Annotated in this window: 19 protein-coding genes; 6 read left to right on the forward strand and 13 right to left on the reverse strand. The window is 50.6% G+C overall.

The window, feature by feature from the left end; translation table 11 throughout:
- Positions 1-2: 2 nt before the first annotated feature.
- Positions 3-890 (forward strand): formate dehydrogenase subunit beta, encoded by an 888-nt coding sequence (gene fdxH, locus ACUY4Q_RS10680; protein ID WP_458046990.1) that lies wholly within the window; start codon positions 3-5, stop codon positions 888-890.
- Positions 883-1,533, forward strand: coding sequence for a formate dehydrogenase-N subunit gamma (fdnI, locus tag ACUY4Q_RS10685; protein WP_458046991.1), 651 nt, complete (start codon positions 883-885; stop codon positions 1,531-1,533). The genes fdxH and fdnI overlap by 8 nt, the downstream gene beginning before the upstream one ends.
- A 49-nt stretch (positions 1,534-1,582) precedes the next feature.
- Here fdnI and ACUY4Q_RS10690 read toward each other — a convergent pair whose 3' ends face one another.
- Positions 1,583-3,355 carry a sensor domain-containing diguanylate cyclase gene (locus ACUY4Q_RS10690; protein WP_458046992.1) on the reverse strand — a complete coding sequence of 591 codons (1,773 nt, stop codon included), beginning with the start codon at positions 3,353-3,355 and terminating at the stop codon, positions 1,583-1,585.
- A 109-nt stretch (positions 3,356-3,464) separates the two neighbouring features.
- Positions 3,465-4,790, reverse strand: a complete 1,326-nt coding sequence (locus ACUY4Q_RS10695) for a cation:proton antiporter (protein ID WP_458046993.1) — start codon at positions 4,788-4,790, stop codon at positions 3,465-3,467.
- 596 nt (positions 4,791-5,386) lie between these two features.
- Here ACUY4Q_RS10695 and ACUY4Q_RS10700 point away from each other — a divergent pair.
- Positions 5,387-6,580, forward strand: coding sequence for a zinc-dependent alcohol dehydrogenase (locus tag ACUY4Q_RS10700; protein WP_458046994.1), 1,194 nt, complete (start codon positions 5,387-5,389; stop codon positions 6,578-6,580).
- A gap of 56 nt (positions 6,581-6,636) precedes the next feature.
- Entirely contained in the window at positions 6,637-7,152 is a 516-nt protein-coding gene (locus ACUY4Q_RS10705) for a 2-oxo-tetronate isomerase (protein ID WP_458046995.1), read from the forward strand.
- Positions 7,153-7,155: 3 nt separating this feature from the next.
- Here ACUY4Q_RS10705 and ACUY4Q_RS10710 read toward each other — a convergent pair whose 3' ends face one another.
- The 10 genes from ACUY4Q_RS10710 to ACUY4Q_RS10755 all read right to left on the reverse strand — a co-directional run bounded on the left by ACUY4Q_RS10710 (position 7,156) and on the right by ACUY4Q_RS10755 (position 18,242).
- On the reverse strand, positions 7,156-7,290 hold the full coding sequence (locus ACUY4Q_RS10710; RefSeq protein ID WP_458046996.1) for a DUF2474 family protein: 135 nt from the start codon (positions 7,288-7,290) through the stop codon (positions 7,156-7,158).
- Complete coding sequence (cydB, locus tag ACUY4Q_RS10715; RefSeq protein WP_458046997.1) at positions 7,290-8,300, reverse strand: cytochrome d ubiquinol oxidase subunit II; 1,011 nt, start codon at positions 8,298-8,300, stop codon at positions 7,290-7,292. The genes ACUY4Q_RS10710 and cydB overlap by 1 nt, the downstream gene beginning before the upstream one ends.
- Positions 8,300-9,700, reverse strand: a complete 1,401-nt coding sequence (locus tag ACUY4Q_RS10720) for a cytochrome ubiquinol oxidase subunit I (RefSeq protein WP_458046998.1) — start codon at positions 9,698-9,700, stop codon at positions 8,300-8,302. Before ACUY4Q_RS10720 ends, cydB begins: the two co-directional genes overlap by 1 nt.
- A 72-nt stretch (positions 9,701-9,772) precedes the next feature.
- Positions 9,773-10,648, reverse strand: coding sequence for a manganese catalase family protein (locus tag ACUY4Q_RS10725; RefSeq protein WP_458046999.1), 876 nt, complete (start codon positions 10,646-10,648; stop codon positions 9,773-9,775).
- Positions 10,649-10,668: 20 nt separating this feature from the next.
- Entirely contained in the window at positions 10,669-11,175 is a 507-nt protein-coding gene (locus ACUY4Q_RS10730) for a ferritin-like domain-containing protein (protein WP_458047000.1), read from the reverse strand.
- A gap of 69 nt (positions 11,176-11,244) precedes the next feature.
- Positions 11,245-11,742, reverse strand: a complete 498-nt coding sequence (locus ACUY4Q_RS10735) for a YciE/YciF ferroxidase family protein (RefSeq protein WP_458047001.1) — start codon at positions 11,740-11,742, stop codon at positions 11,245-11,247.
- 101 nt (positions 11,743-11,843) lie between these two features.
- The gene (locus ACUY4Q_RS10740; protein WP_458047002.1) at positions 11,844-12,026 is read right to left on the reverse strand and encodes a con-10 family general stress protein; all 183 of its coding nucleotides are present in this window, start codon (positions 12,024-12,026) and stop codon (positions 11,844-11,846) included.
- Positions 12,027-12,544: 518 nt separating this feature from the next.
- The gene (locus tag ACUY4Q_RS10745) at positions 12,545-14,938 is read right to left on the reverse strand and encodes a phosphoketolase family protein (RefSeq protein WP_458047003.1); all 2,394 of its coding nucleotides are present in this window, start codon (positions 14,936-14,938) and stop codon (positions 12,545-12,547) included.
- A gap of 422 nt (positions 14,939-15,360) precedes the next feature.
- The gene (locus ACUY4Q_RS10750; protein WP_458047004.1) at positions 15,361-16,689 is read right to left on the reverse strand and encodes a 6-phospho-alpha-glucosidase; all 1,329 of its coding nucleotides are present in this window, start codon (positions 16,687-16,689) and stop codon (positions 15,361-15,363) included.
- Between the two features lie 11 nt (positions 16,690-16,700).
- Complete coding sequence (locus ACUY4Q_RS10755) at positions 16,701-18,242, reverse strand: PTS transporter subunit EIIC (RefSeq protein WP_458047005.1); 1,542 nt, start codon at positions 18,240-18,242, stop codon at positions 16,701-16,703.
- A 258-nt stretch (positions 18,243-18,500) separates the two neighbouring features.
- Here ACUY4Q_RS10755 and ACUY4Q_RS10760 point away from each other — a divergent pair, with 258 nt between their 5' ends.
- Positions 18,501-19,199: a GntR family transcriptional regulator gene (locus ACUY4Q_RS10760; RefSeq protein WP_458047006.1), complete on the forward strand. Its 699-nt coding sequence runs from the start codon at positions 18,501-18,503 to the stop codon at positions 19,197-19,199.
- Positions 19,200-19,322: 123 nt separating this feature from the next.
- A complete protein-coding gene (locus ACUY4Q_RS10765; RefSeq protein ID WP_458047007.1) occupies positions 19,323-19,892 on the forward strand; it encodes a YbhB/YbcL family Raf kinase inhibitor-like protein in 570 nt (189 codons plus the stop codon).
- Positions 19,893-19,902: 10 nt separating this feature from the next.
- On the opposite strand, the gene ACUY4Q_RS10770 is transcribed toward ACUY4Q_RS10765, so the two are convergent.
- The gene (locus ACUY4Q_RS10770; RefSeq protein ID WP_458047008.1) at positions 19,903-20,721 is read right to left on the reverse strand and encodes a helix-turn-helix transcriptional regulator; all 819 of its coding nucleotides are present in this window, start codon (positions 20,719-20,721) and stop codon (positions 19,903-19,905) included.
- Positions 20,722-20,815: the final 94 nt, after the last annotated feature.

Below are 20,815 nucleotides of genomic sequence, written 5' to 3' on the forward strand. Positions count from 1 at the left end.
CAATGTCTATGCAATCACAGGATATTATTAAACGTTCAGCCACCAATGGCTTTACGCCTCCCCCTCAGGCGCGGGATTTCCGCGCCGAGGTCGCCAAACTGATAGATGTCTCCACCTGCATTGGCTGCAAAGGGTGTCAGGTGGCCTGCTCTGAATGGAACGACATCCGCGACGAGGTGGGGTACTGCAACGGCGTGTATGACAATCCAACGGATTTGAGTGCGAAATCCTGGACGGTGATGCGTTTTAGCGAAACAGAGCAGAACGACAAACTGGAGTGGTTAATTCGCAAAGATGGCTGTATGCACTGTGCGGATCCGGGCTGCCTTAAAGCCTGTCCGTCAGCCGGCGCCATTATTCAGTACGCCAACGGCATTGTCGATTTTCAGTCTGAACACTGCATCGGCTGTGGCTACTGTATTGCTGGCTGTCCGTTCAATATCCCCCGTCTCAACCCGGACGATAACCGCGTCTACAAGTGCACGCTGTGCGTTGACCGGGTGAGCGTGGGCCAGGAGCCGGCCTGCGTGAAAACCTGCCCAACCGGCGCGATTCAGTTTGGCACCAAAAAAGAGATGCTTGACGTAGCGCAAACCCGTGTAGCGCAGCTGAAAAAACGCGGCTACGCCGATGCGGGGGTTTACAACCCAGAGGGCGTGGGGGGCACGCATGTGATGTATGTGCTGCACCATGCCGACAGCCCGGAGTTGTACCACGGGCTGCCTGCCGATCCCCAGATTGCGATGCCGGTGAATCTCTGGAAAGGGATCCTTAAACCGCTCTCTGCCGCCGGTTTTATCGCCACCTTTGCCGGGCTTATCTATCACTACGTCGGTATCGGGCCAAACAAGGAAACGGATGATGAGGAAGAGGAGCACGACCATGAGTAAACGCAAAATGATCCTGCGCACTTCGTTTATCGACAGGGCCTGCCACTGGACGGTCGTGATCAGTTTCTTTCTGGTCTCTCTTTCAGGCATCGCGCTGTTTTTCCCGACACTACAGTGGCTGACGCAAACCTTCGGCACACCGCAAATGGGCCGACTGCTGCACCCCTTTTTTGGTCTGCTGATTTTTGTGCTGCTGATGTTTATGTTTGTGCGTTTCGTGCATCACAACATCCCTGACAAACAGGATATCCCCTGGTTTAAAGGCATTGTTGAAGTGCTGAAAGGCAATGAGCACAAAGTGGCAGACGTGGGCAAATACAATGCCGGGCAGAAAATGATGTTCTGGAGCATCATGAGCCTGATCTTTGTCTTGCTGGTGACCGGGGTGATTATCTGGCGGCCTTACTTTTCGTCCTATTTTCCTGTTAGCGTGGTGCGCTGGAGCCTGCTGGTGCATGCGACGGCGGCCATCGTCTTAATTCATGCCATTTTGATCCACATATATATGGCGTTCTGGGTGAAAGGCTCGATCAAAGGAATGGTTGAGGGCAAGGTGAGCCGTCGTTGGGCGAAGAAACACCATCCGCGCTGGTACCGTGAAGTCGAGGCGGCGGAAGCCACCGAAGAGAATAAAGCGTTGTAAGCCTCATGCCCGGCGGCGTTTAACGGCGGTTACGCCGCCGGGCACTTCCTCAATGATGGTTGCGAAGCCAGGCGACTAAATCCTCTGCAATCAGCGGCCGGGAGAAGTAAAAACCCTGCGCTTCATCGCAGCCGAAGGCCTTCAGGATGTTGGCCGTCTCTTCATCTTCAACCCCTTCTGCCAGAACGGTGTAATCCAGCTCTTTAAGCATGGCGATAATATTTTTTGCGATGATGCGACTGCCCAAATCTTCGGTGATTTTGCTGATGATAGAGCGGTCCAGTTTGATGATATCCAGCGGAATTTTGCGCAGGTAATTGATGTTACTGTAGCCCGCGCCAAAGTCATCAAGCAGGATTTTAAATCCCCTGATTTTAAGCATATCCAGCTCCTGGAGTGCGGTTTCGTTGGCGATGATCTCCTCGGTTTCCAGACACTCAATACGGATGTCTGAGGTTGTCAGGCCATGTTTCAGCAATTTACTTTCGAGGTGGTTAGCAAAGCCTGGCTGGGAGACATCGCTGGCGGTGAAGTTGATTGAAACCGGTATCTGAATATTCTCTGCCCGCCATAACGTGACCTGCCGCAGAACCTCATCGACGACCCAGTTGGTGATGTCGTTCATCAAGGTGGTTTTCTGTGCGAGGGAAACAATAACCGTGGGCGAAATGGGCCCCCGTTCGGGGTGCGTCCAGCGCAGCAGGGCCTCCACACCGACCGTTTTTTCGCAGTGGAGTAATATCTTTGGTTGATAAACCAGGAAAATCTGCCCCGACGATTTGAATGCCTCGCCTAAATCATAAAGGAGTTTGAAGTCGTCATTGCGCTTTTGGTCCAGATTGACGTCAAATTCTTTAACCGGTATGGACTGTCTGATGGCCTCATGCAACGCGCTGACGCCGCGCCGAAGGAGTTCGGCCGTGGTGACCGTCTGGCCCCTGAAAAGCACAAAACCGGTGAATATATTTAACTCAACCTCCACCTCTCCCGTAATTCTTGCGCGGGTCGACGGCAGTTTTTTGACTCTGCGGATAAGGGTCCGGGCATACTCTTTTTTCACCAGAACGGCATAGCGCCCGGTGGCAAAAGCATACAACGCCACGGCGTCATCTAATTGCAGACGCATCCTGAGCAACGGGCCAAAGCTATGGAGCATCTTTTCGATGGCCGCCAGACCCAGATAGCGCGAAAGCTCGTAAGCCCGTGGGATGTCAATGCAATCAAAAATCAGCAATCCGTACTCAGCGTCGGCGTCCTTTTCGGTCAGTCGCTCGATTTCACTGCGCAAATGCTGGCGATTGGGTAGACCGGTCAGGGGATCGATACGGCCTAACGAATACCATGACTCCAGGTAAGCGCTCGCCAGAGACGCAATGCGCAAAAACTCTTCAATGTGGGCTTCCGTTGGCGTGAAAGGGCTTTCTTCACTGACGCATAACGTGCCGAGCGCAAACCCCTCTTTCGTTTTGAGCGGCGCGGCAGCATAAAAAATGACATGCCCATTGGTGACGAGAGGGTGACTGACGAAGCGCGGGTCCAGACGGGTGTCAGAGCAGATTATAGGTTTGCATGCGGCCACTGAGTGCTTGCACATACTCTCTTCAATGGGCATTTTGCCCGCAAGGTCAGGAATGTTGACGGAGAATTTTATGTACTGAAATATTTCGTCGAAAATGGTGACAAAACACCCCGACACACCCATGACTTTACTGGCCAGCCAGGCAAATTCCCCCAGAGCGCGATCCCGTTCAGCATCGTCTCTTTTCAGAATCTCAATAGCAGCCAGTTTTTTTGCTTCGTGTTTGTTGAGGCCAGAGAACATGAGTACTCCTGGAGAAGGGGCATAAGCTTAATCTTTACCTGTTACCTCACTGCCGTCCACTGTTAAACACGCAATCTCACCCTTTTTTAAGGGCTTAAATCGTAACGGGTCAGTGATTTTCCCTTTTTCGCCTGAGCGTGAGTAAGGGAGTGACGGAGATGCCGTGCACCAGCACGCTCACTGTCACAATCGTTATGGCAAAGTTTGTGAGGGTGTTCGCTTGTGCGCCCTGCAAACCGTGAACATAGGTCCAGGCGATGTAATTAAGACTACCGATGCCGCGGATGCCGAGCCAGCCCAGGCTAATCCGGTGAAAAAGGGATTCTCCCGAGCGCCAGGTAATAATGAATACGGCGAGGGGGCGGATGACGACAAAAATAATGAAGGCCAGCAAGAGCGCGTGTATATCCCAGTGTAAGGCGAGGGTAATCCCCAGAATAATCACCAGCGCGGCGGCAAAAATGCGTTCCACCGTGTCGCCAAATGAGAGGGCATCGCCAATAACCAGTCCGACGGATTTAATGGGGTTACTCTCTTCCAGACCGTGGCGAGTGTGAGGATTGACCTGCATTTCAGCGGGCAGGTCGTCTTCTACCATCTTTTGATCGGGATGGCGCTTCTGTACGCTGACTTCTGCACTTCGTAACCCGACACCGGCGGCAAACGCGGCCAGGAATCCAGATGCGCTGACGGCCATTGCCAGAGAAAAACTCAGGCAAATAAGCGACAGCGCGACAAAATCACTGGGCGCTACTTCGCCCTGCGCGTGGCGTGAGCGGGTGGCCAGAAGCCCAATGGCCCGACCGAGCAGAAAGCCGATCGCCAGCCCGCCAAGCAGGGCCCAGACAAGGTCGACGCTTAGCCATGTCAGCCACTCGTGGGCGTTAATCGCGCCGCCCGCTTTGTGCCAGATCAGTGCCAGCATTAAAAAAGGCAGCGCGGTTCCGTCATTGAGGCCTGCTTCGCTGGACAGAGCAATGCGCAACTGGTCGCCATCTCTGGCATCGTTGATGGCCACCAGACTGGCCAGCACGGGATCGGTGGGGGCAAGGATTGCGGCTAAGGCTAAAGATAAAGGCCAGGAAAGGCCGGTCAAAAAATGGGATACAACCATGATCCCGGCGATGGTCAGTAACATGGCCGGCAACGCCAGTTTGATACCCATTTTCCAGTAGGGCGAGTTCAGAGGGAGACGAATCTTTAGCCCGGTAATAAACAGCGAAGCCGCCATCGCAATTTCCGTGACACGACTGATGAGCGAAGCATGGGCAGCAATGTCGAGATTGATGACATCGAGCACCCAGGGGCCACAGACAATGCCGACCAGTAAATAGAGCCCGAACACCGGAACCGGAACACGGCTGATCCAGCCGTAAGAGAGCGACATCAGTAAAAGCAGGCAGCCAGTCGCTGCGGTCCACGCCAGATAGGTCATTGTATTTTACATTCCACAGCTTAATGAATGAGGGAGTCAAAAGGGTATCTACCCTAAATAATTCGAGTTGCAGGACAAAACAGTTAACTGTTTTGAACAGCACTCGTGCTGGCCCCAAAGGGGTGAGGCCGTTGGCCGAATCACGCAGCAAGAGAGTGAATCCCCAGGAGCTTACTAAAGTAAGTGACTGGGGTGAACAAACGCAGCCAACGCTCATGCAGCTTGAAGTATAACGGGTATAGTCGTAATTAATCATATATTCCAGTCGCTAACCGTAATCATAAATAATCATTCAGCCTTGGGTGTTGCCTTGTCCGGGGTATTTATCGCTGCGCTTGTACCTATGATTATTATAATGCGTCATTACTTAAACAGTTCGTGGGAAATGTGAACTATTCTTATGAAGGATGAGGGTAAATATCCCTCAAACATTCAGCGAACTCGCGCAGAAAATAATCGGCGATGTTGAATAAGATTAATACTAATTTTTCCTGTACAGATTCACGGGTGCTGTTCTATGAATAATGCGGGTTAAATGAAAACGAGTGACATTTTTCCATTGAGTGTCGCTGTCATCGTTTAGAGGAGAATCATTGATGAAAGCATTGACTTATCATGGGCCTCATAAGGTGAGCGTCGATAATATGCCCGATCCGGGTCTGGAAGCCGCAGATGACATCATTCTGCGCGTAACGGCGACGGCTATCTGCGGGTCTGACCTGCACTTGTATCACGGTAAAATCCCTGGCACCGAGCATGGCGATATTTTTGGTCATGAGTTTATGGGCGAGGTGGTGGAAGCCGGGTCAGAGGTAAAAAATGTCAGCAAAGGCGATCGCGTGGTTATCCCGTTCGTTATCGCCTGTGGTGACTGTTTTTTCTGCCGACTGCAGCAGTACTCAGCCTGTGAAACAACCAATAGCGGCAAGGGCGCGGCGCTCAATCGTAAGAGCATTACCCCGCCAGCAGCCCTGTTTGGCTACAGCAACCTCTATGGCGGTATCCCTGGCGGGCAGGCTGAATACGTACGTGTGCCAAAAGCCAATACCGGCCCCTTCAAAGTTCCGAGCCACCTGCCGGACGAAAAAGTTCTGTTCCTCTCCGACATCCTGCCGACGGCCTGGCAGGCGGTAAAAAACGCCGAGGTCAAACAAGGGTCCCGCGTTGCAATTTACGGGGCCGGGCCGGTAGGGCTTTTGTCGGCGGCCTGCGCGCGGCTGATGGGCGCTGAACAGATCTTTATGATTGATCATAATGACTACCGTCTCGCCTTTGCAGAGCAGCGTTATGGCGTGGTGCCAATCAATTTCGATAAGAATGACGATCCGGCGGCATGGATTATCGAGAATACCCCTGGTCATCGCGGGGTAGATGCTGTGATTGATGCCGTAGGCTTTGAGGCAAAAGGCAGCATTACCGAAACCGTATTAAGCACGCTGAAAATTGAAGGCAGCAGCGGCAAGGTATTGCGGCAGGCTATTGCCGCCGTGCGCCGGGGAGGGATTGTCAGCGTACCGGGCGTCTATGCCGGCTTCATTCATGGGTTTATGTTTGGTGACGCCTTCGATAAAGGCATTACCTTCAAAATGGGTCAGACGCACGTTCACGCGTATCTGCCAGACTTACTGGCGCTTATCGATAAAGGCCATCTCACCCCTGAAGAGATAGTGACGCATCACCTGCCGCTGGAAGAGGCGGCGCGGGGATATGAGATCTTTGAAAAGCGCCAGGAAGAGTGCCGTAAGGTGATACTGGTGCCGGGCATGCAGAGTGAAAAGGCGACAATTTAACCACCAACGGGTGGCCGGTATTCCCTGCGCCACCTTATTTTCGACATGAGAGGTGAATGATGACAGCCCCTTCGTTGTCCATCGCCCGGGAACTTGGGCGAGTACTGATTGAAAAAAAACTGCAACTGACCACGGCGGAATCCTGTACGGGAGGGCTGATTGCCTCCTCGCTATGCGCCGCCGGCGACACCCCGGAATTTTACGGCAGTGGCTTTGTCACCTATACCGATGAAGCAAAAATCACCGTGCTGGAGGTCAGTTACGACACCATCGCCACCTGCACTGCGGTCAGCGAACAGACGGTTAAAGAGATGGCCGCAGGCGCACAACGGCGCTCGGGCGCGCACGTGAGCCTGGCGGTGAGTGGCTATGCCGGGCCAGATGGCGGTGAAGACGGCACCCCGGCGGGTACCGTCTGGTTTGCCTGGCAATTACCGGATAATAAAGTGCATACCCGCGTAAAACACTTTGAAGGTGATAGCGAATCGGTGGTGAAAGAGGCGGCTGCCTACGCAATGGGAACGCTCATTATGTTATTAAATGAAGAGCAGCAACCCCTTCGCGAAGCGTAAATATCAGGTGTGAAGGCCAGCCATTGACATCAGAAGTTTAATCAATGAGCTGGCAATAAATAAAGAAAACACGCTGCCAAACCAGAGTAATATAAACCACATGACTTTTTTGGCGGCGGCTTTTTGTTTCCAGGACATCAGTGATAACCCTCCCCATGCTGAACTTTTCCGCGAAACACGTAATAACTCCAGAAGGTGTAAACCAGGATCACCGGAATAATCAGCAAGGCCCCCACTAACATAAAGCCCTGGCTTTGTGGCGGAGATGCCGCCTGCCATAAGGAAATATCGGGTGGAATAATATTGGGCCAGATACTGATCCCGAGACCGCTAAAGCCTAAAAATATCAGGCCCAGGGTTAATACAAACGGCAATGCATGGAATCGCGTGTCTTTTAGCGTGCGCCAAAGCAAGAAACTCAACACCAGAACCAGTACCGGCACCGGGGCAAAGAACCACAGGTTAGGCAGGCTGAACCAACGACCTGCAATGTCCGCATGGGTGAGGGGTGTCCAGATGCTCACCACCGCCATCGCCAGTAACAGCCCCAGCAGCAAATTTTTTGCCGCGACACGCATGCGATGCTGTAGGTTGCCCTCGCTTTTCATCACCAGCCAGCTCGCCCCGAGTAAGCCGTAAGTCACCACCAGACCGACGCCGCAGAACAGATTAAAGGCGGTGAGCCAGTCCAGTGCGCCACCGCTAAAGGTGCGGCCGGAGACGGGAAAACCGTTTATCACCGCACCCACTACAATGCCCTGCGTAAAGGTGGCGAGCAATGAACCACACAGGAACGCTTTATCCCAGAACGGCTTATGCTCGGGTGTGGCTTTGAAGCGAAACTCAAATGCCACGCCGCGAAAAATAAGACCGATGAGCATCAGCGTCAGGGGGATTGCCAGGGCATCGGTAATGACCGCATAGGCGAGCGGGAACGCGCCAAACAGACCGGCACCGCCGAGTACCAGCCAGGTTTCGTTACCATCCCACACGGGGGCGACGCTGTTGACCATCACATCGCGTTCCCCCTCATCCTGAATCAGGGGAAAAAGGATTCCGATGCCCAGGTCAAAGCCATCCATCACGATATACATCAAGGTGGCGAAGACGATGATGACAAACCAGATAAGTGACAGATCGATACCCATTAGTTTCTCTCCTCACCCTGTAATTTTTCACCCGCGGCTGACAGTGGCCGTGCGGGTCGCCCATCGGTTGGATGCTCGTCATAAGGCTGCGGCCCTTTTTTGATAAGGCGAACCATATAACCGTAACCGACGCCGAAGACGGAGGTATACACCACGAAGAACGTCAGCAGACTCAGGCTCATCTGCAACGTGCTGTGCAGTGATACCGCATCGATGGTGCGTAACAACCCATAAACCACCCAGGGCTGGCGACCCACCTCCGTGGTGACCCAACCGGCGAGGATGGCCACCAGACCTGCCGGACCCATCCAGAGCGCAAAATGAAGGAAGGGACGACAGGTGTAAAGGCGATGGCGGAACCGTAGCCAGAGTGCTGCGACGCCCAGCGTAATCATCAACAGCCCCATGCCCACCATCAGACGAAATGACCAAAATACGATAGTGGAGTTGGGGCGCTCATCTTTTGGAAAATCTTTCAGCGCCGGGACCTGTTCATCCAGCGAGTGGGTCAGGATCAGGCTGCCGAGGGCAGGGATTTCAACGGCGAAGCGCGTGCGCTCCTCGTCCATATCCGGTAAGCCGAACAGCAGCAGCGGCGTGGCTTCACCGGGCGGGTTTTCCCAGTGTCCCTCAATGGCGGCTATCTTCGCCGGTTGATGTTTCAGGGTGTTCAGACCGTGCGCATCGCCGACCACCGCCTGAATGGGGGCCACAACCAGCGCCATCCACATCGCCATTGAGAGCATTTTACGAATGGCGGGGGTGTCGTTACCCCGTAGCAGATGCCAGGCGGCGGATGCACCGACGAACAGTGCGCTGCTTAAAAAGGCGGCGATGGTCATATGGATGAGACGATAAGGGAACGAGGGGTTAAAGATGACGGCAAACCAGTCCGTTGGCACAACCTGACCGTTAACGACTTCAAAGCCCTGCGGGGTGTGCATCCAGCTGTTGGAGGCAAGGATCCAGAACGTAGACATCAGGGTGCCCAGGGCGACCATACAGGTGGCAAAGAAGTGCAGTCCCGGGCCAACCTTTTTCCAGCCGAACAACATTACGCCGAGAAAACCCGCCTCAAGGAAGAATGCGGTCAGCACTTCATAGGTGAGAAGAGGGCCGGTAATGCTACCGGCGAACTGAGAAAACCCACTCCAGTTGGTACCGAACTGGTAGGCCATTACCAGCCCTGAGACGACGCCCATCCCAAAGTTAACGGCGAAAATCTTCAGCCAGAAATGATACATGGCCCGCCAGTCGGGGTTTTTCGTTTTCAGCCATAATCCCTCCAGCACGACCAGATAGCTGGCAAGCCCGATCGTAATGGCAGGAAAGATGATATGAAACGAGACCGTAAAGGCGAATTGTAGTCTTGCCAGATGAAATGCATCTAACTCAAACATTTTTGTCACCTTTCTGCAAAAAAACACCCCTTATTAAAGGGGTGTGGTTGGCAGGCATTGTTAACGTACGACTTATTTCTCTTGCGGCTCACCTTTACCGAGCTCAACGCCGGTCAGGGGCTCTACCGCAGGATCGGACTCGGTACGTTTAGTCATCGCCTTTACCAGCGCCTGCTGTTCGCGACTCAGTTTCACCGTCGCCAGTCCGTCACCGCCGTCTACAGCGGGTTGTGGATTGGCGACATACTCGAAGTTCTCGTCGCTGTTCCAGCTCCCGCGCGGGTCGTCGCCTTCAGACATGTTGTAATACACGTTAGTGTATTGCTCGATAGGCGGCAGTTTACCCGGTGGGAAGTTATTACGGATGGAGTACAGCGCCTTCTCAAACGAGAGCATGTGCGCGGCTTCACGGGTCATCAGAAAGCTTAGCGCATCTTTCACGCCAGGATCGTCCGTCACATTGATTAAGCGCTCGTAAATGATTTTAGCGCGTGCTTCTGCGGCAATATTCGAACGCAGGTCAGCGGTCACTTCACCAATGGTGTCCACATAAGCTGCAGTCCAGGGAACGCCCGCTGAGTTCGTCAGCGCAGGTCCGCCGCCGTAGAGCAGGGAGGTGATATGGCTGTCATTACCGTTCTCGGTCAGAGAACGATAGAGTTCAGCCTCACTTTCGGTCCCTTCGGCTAATCGACCTTTTGCCCCTTTGTTGAGCATCCCAACCAGCGAACCGATGATTTCAAGGTGGCTTAGCTCTTCGGTAGCGATGTCCATCAGCATCTCTTTGCGCCCTGCATCTTCATCACCCAGACCCTGGGTAAAGTAGCGGCAGGCGGCAGCCAGTTCGCCTTGTGGACCACCAAACTGTTCGAGTAAAAGATTGGCCAGGCCGGGGTTAGGTTCACTCACCCGGACCGTATATTGCAATTGTTTGACGTGTCGAAACATAAAGCCTCCTGATGTGTCAGTTATTTTTTCGCTTCGACACCGTCAGCGGCATCACGCAGTAAAAATTGCTCAGTCACATCAGGCAGGTGATTAAAGGCCCATTCCGCCATCGCTTTTTCTTGGGTTAAGATTTGCTTGAAGACTTCTACACCTGCGGTATCACCCACTTTTTCGGCGGCGCGGATTAAAGAGGTGTAACATGCAATTTCAAATTGCTCGAAGACATAGCTACTAATTGCGCCTTTGACCACTTCATCGGAGGCAAACATTCCCCCAACAGCCTGGCCCATTGCGCTCATTTTGCTGGTGGCATCTTTCATTACCGAACGGTTAATACCGTTACGATCGAGCACTTCTTCAAGAAGTTTAATTTGACCCTGCGTCTCGGTTAGATGTTGCTCAATTCTTGCACGCAGGTCAGGATAATTATCGATGCGGCTACTCATTGAGCTCAGCATGGACTCAGCTTGTTTTTCCATTGCATGCGCGTCACGTAGCCAGTCATGGTAATTTTCTTGTGGAGTCATAATAATATCCTTTATCGTCGTTTTGCTTACCAGATTAAATTAAAAAAGCTGTCAGTTGGGCAGAATCAATTATTTGCCTTCAGCTTTTAAATTAACATTTGAAGTCGCAATCTTAGTTAGCAGGTCGTCGGTGGTTTTTTCTTCTTGCAAGGTTTCATCAAGCAGGGCTTTCGCTTTTTTAAGCCCTAATTGTCCTGCAAGGGTAGACAACGTGCCGTAGGAGGCGATCTCGTAGTGCTCAACTTTTTGCGCTGCGGCTATCAGACCGGCATCACGGACGCTGCCTTTATCGGTGGCTTCAATGATTTCGTTCGCCTCGTCAATCAACCCTTCCATCGCATGACATTTCATCCGTTTCAGTTTGATATTGGGCTCAGCCTCGATAATTTGATCGATGCGCTCAATTTGCCCCTGCGTCTCTTCCAGGTGCTGTTTAAACGCATCCGACAGTTCGGTACTGGCGGATTCACGGGCCATTTTAGACAGGGCGCGGGTCAGTTGTTTTTCCGCGCTGTAAATGTCAGATAATGCATGAATAAATAAATCTGTAATCGAATTCACTTGCATAAAATATATCCTTAAGATATGTGAAATTAAAAGCGAGCCAACTTCGACTCGCTATCAATGTTCACATTTAACGTAATGTTAAATGCTATTTTCGAGATATATTACTCACCCGATTTCCGGCCGCCGCCATGACTCTGCTGGCCGCCTTTTTTGCCTGCTTCGGAGGCGCGTTGCGGATCATTTTTGAAATTACCGCCACTATTTTGACCACCTTTACGACCTGCGTCGGATGCTTTTTCACGATTTTCTGCGAAATTACCAGAACCGCCACGATGTTCAGCCATGTTATTTCTCCAGTTTCGTTGTTTAAATAAACGACATATTTTGCATCTCATGTCGTCGGTGTCCGTATCTAAAACTAGACCGGGAATGAAATAAGTCAAACCGAAACGTAACCGTTTACATATTGTAATATTCACCGCTTCGCTTGTTTTTTGAGAAAATAATGTCGCAGGCTGTTTTGAATGTCGTATGTGATATATATCTTATCAAATAAGGGAGTTAAATCATGTTAAGTGCATATGAATTAATAACGTGCGTTATCAAATTGCTGCTGAAGCAGGGCGTCAGCAAGTTTGGTTGACATATGTTGACACTAATTTACATTTTGAACAGGCATAACCATAAGCGATGGTAATCTTTATTTGAGATAAGTCTTATGAAAATGAGGCAGGTAAAGGGGCGAGTAACGAGATGAAAATAATATCGCCCTCATGGACAGGTCAGTGAACCTGCCCATGAGGATAGTGCAGTCCTTACATAGTGAACGACAGTGAACCGGCTTGTACCCAGGCCGGTTCACTTATTCCGGCACATCGCTGTCGCCTTGTTGTGATGGCCATTTCCAGTTCTGCACTTCTGGCAGGTCTTCACCCTGTTCACGCACATACTGATGGTGAGCAGCAATTTTCTCCTGCAGGTCATCGAGTATGTCATCTGCTTTTCCCGCCAGTGCAGGAATGCGCTGAATAGCCTGTTGGGCTAAATGGAATCTATCCAGTTCATTCATCACGGTCATATCAAAAGGCGTTGTGGTTGTCCCTTCTTCAATAAAACCGAGAACATGAAAATGGCGATGATGGTTGCGTGACCAGGTCAGTCGCTGAATGAGCCCCGGATAGCCATGGAAGGCAAAAATGACCGGTTTATCGACGGTGAACAGCGCCTCAAAGGCGTCTTCACTCAGCCCATGGGGGTGCTGTTCGCTTGTTTGCAACGCCATCAAATCCACCACGTTAACGACCTGAATTTTGAGGTCAGGCAGATAGTTGCGTAGCAGATCCACGGCCGCGAGCGTTTCGAGGGTCGGCACATCCCCGGCGCAAGCCATGACAACATCCGGTGATTCACCTTCCGCTACCGTACCGGCCCAGTACCAAATCCCCATCCCGGCGGCGACGTGTTTGGCGGCTTCCTCCAGCGTCAGCCACTGCGGAGCGGGCTGTTTGCCCGCAACGATCACGTTAATGCGATCCCAGGTATTCAGGCAGTGGTCGGCGACACAAAGCAGGGTATTGGCATCGGGTGGTAAATAAATGCGCACGATATCCGCCTTTTTATTGGCGACATGATCGATAAAACCAGGGTCCTGATGACTGTAACCATTATGGTCCTGACGCCAGACATGAGAAGAGAGCAGATAGTTGAGTGAAGAAATCGGCTCACGCCAGGGCAGTTTGCGCGTAACTTTTAGCCATTTGGCATGTTGATTAAACATCGAATCGACGATGTGGATAAAGGCTTCATAGCAGTTGAATAACCCGTGGCGACCCGTCAGGAGATAGCCTTCAAGCCAGCCCTGGCACTGATGCTCGCTTAAAATTTCCATTACCCGCCCGTCTGCGGCCAGTTGTTCGTCATAAGGTTTAACCGGCTCCTGCCAGGTTCGGCTGGTAACATCAAAAACTTTACCCAGCCTGTTCGACGCGGTTTCATCAGGGCCAAAGAGGCGGAAGTTTTCCGGGTTAGCCTTAAAAATGCCCGCCAGATAACTGCCGAGGGCGGCCGTGGATTCAGCCTGCGTTTCGCCGGGTGAGGAGACTTCGACCGCGTATTGTTCCAGCGAAGGTGTTACCAGGGGCTTACGCAGTCTGCCGCCGTTTGCCCAGGGCGACGCCCCCATGCGTTTATCCCCCAGAGGCACCAGTGCTCGCAGCTCGGCTCTCAGCGTGCCATTTTCATCAAACAGCTCCTCAGGCTGATAGCTTCGCATCCAGCGTTCCAGAATCTCACGGTGAGCGTCATTTTCCCGACACGATGAGATGGGCACCTGGTGTGCCCGCCAGAAATCTTCCACTTTCTTACCGTCAACGGTTTTGGGGCCGGTCCAGCCTTTGGGGCTGCGCAAAATGATCATCGGCCAAGGGGGGAGTGCGTCCTGCGGCTTTCCGCTTCGTGCCTGCTGCTGATACTCGCGGACAGTGTCGAGAACGTTTTCAAGCGTCTGCGCCATCTGCTGATGCATGAGTTGTGGATCGTCACCGCTGACCAGGTAAGGTTCATAACCATAGCCGCGAAACAGCGCATGCAGATCTTCATCGGACATGCGCCCCAGTATCGTTGGGTTAGCGATTTTGTAGCCGTTGAGATGCAAAATCGGTAACACAGCGCCATCTCGCGCGGCATTGAGGAACTTTATGCCAAACCAACTGGAGGCGAGCGGGCCGGTTTCGGCTTCACCATCGCCAATCACGCAGGTGGCAATCAACGAGGGGTTATCAAACACCGCGCCGAAGGCATGAGAGAGGGAGTACCCCAGTTCGCCGCCTTCATTAATTGAGCCGGGTGTTTCCGGGGCTGCATGGCTGGGGATGCCGCCAGGAAAGGAAAACTGACGAAAAAGCGTTTTCATGCCTGCGGCGTCCTGGCTCACATCGGGGTAGATCTCGCTGTAACTTCCCTCAAGCCAGGTGTTTGCCACCATACCGGGACCACCGTGCCCAGGCCCGCAGATATAGATCATATCCAGATTGCGAGCCCGAATAACACGGTTCAGATGGGCATAGATAAAGTTTAGTCCGGGCGTGGTGCCCCAGTGACCGAGCAGTCGGGGTTTAATATGTTCCGGTTTAAGGGGCTGACGCAACAGAGGGTTATCCATCAGGTAAATCTGGCCCACGGAAAGATAATTCGCCGCTCGCCAGTAGCGGTTTATGAGTTGAAGATCATGGTCAGAAAGGGTGAATGTCTCGGGCATGGGGTTCTCCATCATGAGGGAATAGCTGACAGGTGGATTAAGGTGCAGAGAAAGCAAGTATAGACAGGCGTGTGTAACAGACGGGCAAGACGAGGAGGGGAAGGGGCAGGGGACGGATGCCTGGGGCGTGCCATTCATGACGCTAAACGAAGGCCTTAACCATGCAGCACTATTGCGTTGCCGATATGCATTCCCGCTTTCTAAAGATGCCAAACCGACCTATCCGGGTTTGTTTAACCCGTCGCGCGCATGCGGGCGATCCCTTCTTTATCATTGACGGACTGCAAGGTTTTAAGGAATTAAATGATTTTCATAAATGTCTGGAGCTAAAAGCCTTATCACCACCAGTCTGGCTGGAGATAATAAAGACAAAACGCCCGATGAGACACATCGGGCATTAGTACTGATAAATGAACAGAATCTTAGCTCAGTGCAGGCCAGTAATCGCGGTTAGCATTAATGAGTTCATCGAGGATAGCTTTTGCTACCGAAGCACTCGGCACTGTTTTAGACAAAGTCATTGCTTGCCATAGCTTCTGGTAGCTTCCTTCAACCCAGGCATCAACGACCAGTTTTTCAACCGCCACCTGCTGTTCCATCAACCCTTTTTGAAACACCGGAATCTTACCCATAGCAAGCGGCTCAGGGCCATTAACACCGACCAGACACGGCACTTCGACCATAGCGGTATCGTCAAAGTTTGCGATAGCGCCGTTGTTCTCCACAATCAGTAGCATTCTCTCCTGGGTATTAAAGGCGATGGCACAGGCGAGGTCTACGATAAAGGTCGCATGCGCCCCGGCATGGAAATGCGCCTCTTTAGCGCTCTGTTTAGCAACGATTTCTCTTGCCATATCAAACACTTCTTTTTCCCTTCCCACCATCACTTCATTGGCGCGAGTAAAGCTGACGTCCGAGTGGGCAACCTCATAGTCTGCATAGAAATAGTATTTCAGATAGGTATTAGGCAAAGTGTCGGTATCAAGCGCAAAGACGTCTTTCACTTTTTTGAAAGTCTCAATCCAGCTTGGCGCTTTATGCTGAAAATCTTCTTTCGGGCTGCAATAGCCCAGTTCAGAAACGTGATTCTTTAATGCTGGCATTAAATCATTGCCCATTTTATCAGTGATGCTTGTCCACCATCCAAAATGGTTCAGGCCGAAATAACGAACGTTCATCTCTTTACGCGATTTAAGTCCGAGAATATCGGCAAATAACCCCTCAATGGCCACCGGCATGTCGCAAATATTAATAATTTTTGCATTTGGCCGTAATCGACGAGTGGCCTCGGCAACAATAGCTGCGGGATTGGAATAGTTTAGCATCCATGCTCCGGGGGAGTAGGTCTCCATGTAATCCACCAGTTCAAGCACCCCGGCAATAGAGCGCATACCATAAGCAATACCACCCGGACCACAAGTTTCCTGGCCGATAACCCCATATTTAAGAGGTATTTTCTCATCTTTCTCGCGCATCTCATAGAGGCCTACGCGAATATGGGCCATGACAAAATCGACGTTACTGAATGCTTCCTGCGGATCGGTGGTAAAGCTAAATGCGATTTGCGGGTAACGTTCAGCCACCAGAATCGCGCAGGCTTCACCGATAACACTTTGTCTGTCATGATTATTATCGTATAACCGAATTTCGCTCAGAGGAAATCTTTCCATATTTTCCAAAAGCATCATGACAATACCCGGAGTATAAGTGCTCCCGCCGCCAGCTATGGTAACAACAAACTTATTTTTCATCTTCCACCTCATTATTCATGCACGTCTAAATAGCGATTCACAGCGTTACGGATTTTATTAACCCCTAAACCATAAATAACCTGAACGTGATTGCCATTTATAATAACGCTGGTACCGCCGCTGCTTTTCAGAATACTTTCCTGTACTAAAGCGGGGTCCTGCACGTTAACCCGAAGTCGTGTAAAACAATTATCTACAGAACAGACATTTTCTTTGCCACCAAGGCCCAGGATGATTTGCTCTCCTGAAGCTTTGCCAGGTTCAGAAGTATTTGTATTTGTCGGTTGTTTAACAACATCATCCTGATGTTCCTGGCCTGGCGTACGCATTCTAAAACGGATAATCAAGAACTTACCGATATAATACATTGCCGCTGTTTCTATTAATCCCAGCGCGACAAAAACAGGCCAGCGTGTCTGATGTATTCCGGCCGGAATGTTATAAACAATAAAGTCGATAATCCCATTTGTAGCGCATACTCGCACATCAAGAAGCCACGCGAGCATTTGAAAAAAACCATCCAGTAAAGAATAAACCAGCCATAACAACGGTGCGGTAAAGATAAATAAAAACTCAAAAGGCTCGGTTATTCCCACCAGAAATGAGGTCACAATCAAAGGGATAAGTGTGATTTTCAATTTTTGCTTATTTTCAGGTCTCGCTGTTTTGTAAAAGGCAAGGGCCATTCCAGCGGTACCAAATATTTTCACCATTCCGTAGGTTAAAAATCGCGCCGAATCGCTTAATGCTCCCCCTGTACTGTTAGCAATTTCTGCGAGAAAAATGGGTTTTGCACCCACTACTGTCTGCCCTTCAATTAACAGCTGTCCACCAATAGAAGTAAAAACAAAAGGTGACCAAATGAGATGGTGTAATCCTGTCGGGATAAGAAAACGGTTGAGAAAGCCATACAGAAAAACCCCTGCGGCACCGAAAGTTTTCATCACTACCGTCAGGGCCGATATACCGTGTTCTACAATCGGCCAGAAATAAACCGTAGCGATAGCAAACACGCCGACCAGTGGGATCATAATAAGTAGGACAAGTTTACTGTTTCCATAAATGGAGAATGCGCCACGAAACTCAATGTCGACAAACCGGTTGTGAACGAAGGCGACTGCGCAGCCCAGAAGGATGCCAAGAAACACGCCAATATCAATAACCTGGAAACCAAAAATAAAAGTTTGTCCGCTGCCGTAAAGTTGCGCGTTGCTGCTACCAGAGGCAAGACGCTGGGTCAGGGTAAGCCAACTATTATTTGCCGCCAGGTACATAAACCAGGTCATTGCGGCAACAAAAGCCGCTTCCGCTTTTCGGGTTTTAGCCAGTCCTCCCGCCAACCCCAGGCAAAAGAAGAAACCCAGGTTATTCATGATTGCCCAGAGCATACTAGAAACATATTTTCCCAGCAGGAAAAGCGAGCTGTCTTCTGCTACCCATATTTTATTGGTAGTCATACTGAGCAAAGCAATCAATAGGCCTACAACCGGCAGATACAAAACTGGCCCAATCATTGCCTTCGAAAAATCCTGTAATTTTTTTACCCCGATCATTCTTTTCCCCTTCACCACTTATCGACCGCCAGTGCTCGAAACATGTGATTCAGCCTATGCGCCAAAAGGAAATGTTCAGAGACGTTAAATTTTGAACTGTGACACAAGTCATATATGCCTTGTGTTAATAGATATATAAATAAAACAAAATAAATAGATGACATATCATTCATTTTACTTAATTATGATGATAAATCATTATAATCATGATGTTATAGAAAGAGTGCACTATCAGGAACTACCAGAGGACATCTAGAAGTGATCTACAAATCAATCGCAGACAAGCTTAAAATTCGCATCAACAGCGATGAATTTGAAGTTGGAGATAACCTGCCTAGTGAAAAAGCACTGGCCGAAGAACTACAGGTTTCAGTGATGACTATCCGCAAGGCGCTTACACTGCTGGAAAGGGAAAAGCTGATAGTCAAGCGTCACGGCAGCGGTTCATATGTGGCGCGAAAGAGCAACTATCACGGAGGGGAATTAGACGGATTTAACTACCAGATGCACATAGTTGGAGTCACCAATTATATGAACCGCGTTATTGAGTTCACTATGATGGATGCGCCTCCGGCTATTGCACAACAGTTGAAAATTGAACCGGGAGATAAAGTCTATTATGTCAAACGCATTCGTTTGATTGACGACGCGCCGATTCTAATAGAAGACAGTTATATCCCTGTAGCGATTTTTCCATGGCTAAGCATCGGTAATCTGGAAGGGTCTAAATTTAACTACTTTAAGAAGAATTGCCATATCACCATTCTTGAGAGCCACCGCACCTATACCCCGGTTCTGGCGACCAGGGAACAAGCTGAACTACTGCAGGTTCCGCAAAATAGCCTGCTCTTACGGGTTCAGTCAATCAGCTATGCACAGAACAACCTCATCGTCGATTTATCCGATATTTACCAGAATACCAACAAGTATAATGTCAAACATATCACCCGGCGTTAATAACTTCATTATAGCAAAGCGCTTATTGAGCGTTTTGGATTAGAACATGAGCGGGGCGGGAGCGCGAAGTAGAGAAGGTCGTTGTTAGGATGGTGATCTGTTTTATTTCAATTGGTCAATATTGTGAACGCATTAAAAAAAATCATTGTAGTCGGTGTCTTGTCCATTCTGAGTGCGACGGCTCAGGCAAATAGCCATGTTTCTTTCAAATTGACCAGCCCGGAAATCAAAAATGGCCGCTTTGAAAATGACCACCTGAGCAGTGCCGCGTTGGGCTTGGGATGTGATGGGGGAAATCATTCGCCCGCTCTTGAATGGGAACATGCTCCTGCTGGCACGCGAGGTTTTGTGCTGGAGATCTTTGATAAAGATGCCCCAACGGGACACGGATGGGTGCACTGGACAGTGGTCAATATACCAGCCAGCAGCCACGCGCTTGCAGCTGGTATAGGATCAGATGATAAGGGATTGCCATCTCCTGCCTTTCAAACCCGCACCGATTTTGGTATTCCGGGATACGGTGGGCCATGCCCGCCTACTGGGCAGACACACCACTATGTGATCACCCTTAGAGCTCTGAATGTTGCCACGCTGCCACATGTTACGGTCGATGCTACTCCGGCTCTGGTTGGCTTTGTTGCTGGCATAAATACTCTTGCTACTGCCCGTCTGGAAGTGATACAGAGCCGGTAATGTTTTCAGGTCATTTCAGGGCAACGGGCGTTTCCTTCGCGCGAATTTGCTTTGGGCTAAAACCAAAGCGGGCTCGAAAACGGGCGGAGAACTTCGATGGGTTTTCGTAACCAACGCCCAGCGCTATCTGGAATATTGTCTGGTCTGTAGCTTGTAACAGCGCCAGGGCATGCCCCATTCTGGCCTCGGTGACAACATTCTTGAAACAGGTATTCTCGGCATTAAGCCTCCGGCGTAATGTCGCCTCTGACATGGCAAAGTGACGGGAAATTTCAGATGCTGTCCAGTTTTTCAGAAGATCTTTTAATACGAGCTTCCTGATGCGCTGACTCAGCATCATTTTTGCCGCTGGCTTCAGCATCAGACCAAAACTTTCTAACCATGCGCACATTTCCTCCATCCGTTTCATTGCCACTCTATCGGGAATGCCTGCGGTATCCCGGATAGAGACGACTGCATGGTCGAAAGCCTGGCGAAAATGGATGCTCACATCGCGAAGTACACGCGGCTTGTCGCTTTCGTTTGCGCCAGTGGGGTCATATATCGTTAATAATGGAAAGCTCAGCCACTCTGCTTCAAAAGGAGTGTGATTAGAAGGAGGAATATTTGTTACATCGAGTAAGATTCCGGCACTGACTAATATGGCCTCGCCGGCAGATACAAGTGTTTCCTGGCCCCGCCACACAATGCTTTTTTGCCCCTGGCGGACCATAACCAGCAGTGTTTCATCAATAAAAATCTGGTTTGTGAGTAAGCGTTCGACCTGAATAACGTGGGCGGTACTGGCTATGGCCTCACGGCTCCATAATGTCCTTGATGTTTTAAGCATGTTTCCTGTCAGAATTTCGAGAAAAAATACGAAAAAAGTCCCTGCTATCAGACGGTATAATACTACGACTACTAACGCCTGGCATTTCCCCCGG

Source organism: Phytobacter cepae, from assembly GCF_054165735.1.

What these genes read in the sequence shown, in the direction of transcription:
- ACUY4Q_RS10745 (WP_458047003.1), bottom strand. Translation starts at nt 14,938, where the DNA reads ATGCCCGAGACATTCACCCTTTCTGACCATGATCTTCAACTCATAAAC.
- fdnI (WP_458046991.1), top strand. Translation starts at nt 883, where the DNA reads ATGAGTAAACGCAAAATGATCCTGCGCACTTCGTTTATCGACAGGGCC.
- ACUY4Q_RS10710 (WP_458046996.1), bottom strand. Translation starts at nt 7,290, where the DNA reads ATGTCCTGGAAACAAAAAGCCGCCGCCAAAAAAGTCATGTGGTTTATA.
- ACUY4Q_RS10755 (WP_458047005.1), bottom strand. Translation starts at nt 18,242, where the DNA reads ATGATCGGGGTAAAAAAATTACAGGATTTTTCGAAGGCAATGATTGGG.
- fdxH (WP_458046990.1), top strand. Translation starts at nt 3, where the DNA reads ATGTCTATGCAATCACAGGATATTATTAAACGTTCAGCCACCAATGGC.
- ACUY4Q_RS10690 (WP_458046992.1), bottom strand. Translation starts at nt 3,355, where the DNA reads ATGTTCTCTGGCCTCAACAAACACGAAGCAAAAAAACTGGCTGCTATT.
- ACUY4Q_RS10730 (WP_458047000.1), bottom strand. Translation starts at nt 11,175, where the DNA reads ATGACTCCACAAGAAAATTACCATGACTGGCTACGTGACGCGCATGCA.
- ACUY4Q_RS10705 (WP_458046995.1), top strand. Translation starts at nt 6,637, where the DNA reads ATGATGACAGCCCCTTCGTTGTCCATCGCCCGGGAACTTGGGCGAGTA.
- ACUY4Q_RS10725 (WP_458046999.1), bottom strand. Translation starts at nt 10,648, where the DNA reads ATGTTTCGACACGTCAAACAATTGCAATATACGGTCCGGGTGAGTGAA.
- ACUY4Q_RS10700 (WP_458046994.1), top strand. Translation starts at nt 5,387, where the DNA reads ATGAAAGCATTGACTTATCATGGGCCTCATAAGGTGAGCGTCGATAAT.
- ACUY4Q_RS10695 (WP_458046993.1), bottom strand. Translation starts at nt 4,790, where the DNA reads ATGACCTATCTGGCGTGGACCGCAGCGACTGGCTGCCTGCTTTTACTG.
- ACUY4Q_RS10750 (WP_458047004.1), bottom strand. Translation starts at nt 16,689, where the DNA reads ATGAAAAATAAGTTTGTTGTTACCATAGCTGGCGGCGGGAGCACTTAT.
- ACUY4Q_RS10770 (WP_458047008.1), bottom strand. Translation starts at nt 20,721, where the DNA reads ATGCTTAAAACATCAAGGACATTATGGAGCCGTGAGGCCATAGCCAGT.
- cydB (WP_458046997.1), bottom strand. Translation starts at nt 8,300, where the DNA reads ATGGGTATCGATCTGTCACTTATCTGGTTTGTCATCATCGTCTTCGCC.
- ACUY4Q_RS10740 (WP_458047002.1), bottom strand. Translation starts at nt 12,026, where the DNA reads ATGGCTGAACATCGTGGCGGTTCTGGTAATTTCGCAGAAAATCGTGAA.
- ACUY4Q_RS10735 (WP_458047001.1), bottom strand. Translation starts at nt 11,742, where the DNA reads ATGCAAGTGAATTCGATTACAGATTTATTTATTCATGCATTATCTGAC.
- ACUY4Q_RS10720 (WP_458046998.1), bottom strand. Translation starts at nt 9,700, where the DNA reads ATGTTTGAGTTAGATGCATTTCATCTGGCAAGACTACAATTCGCCTTT.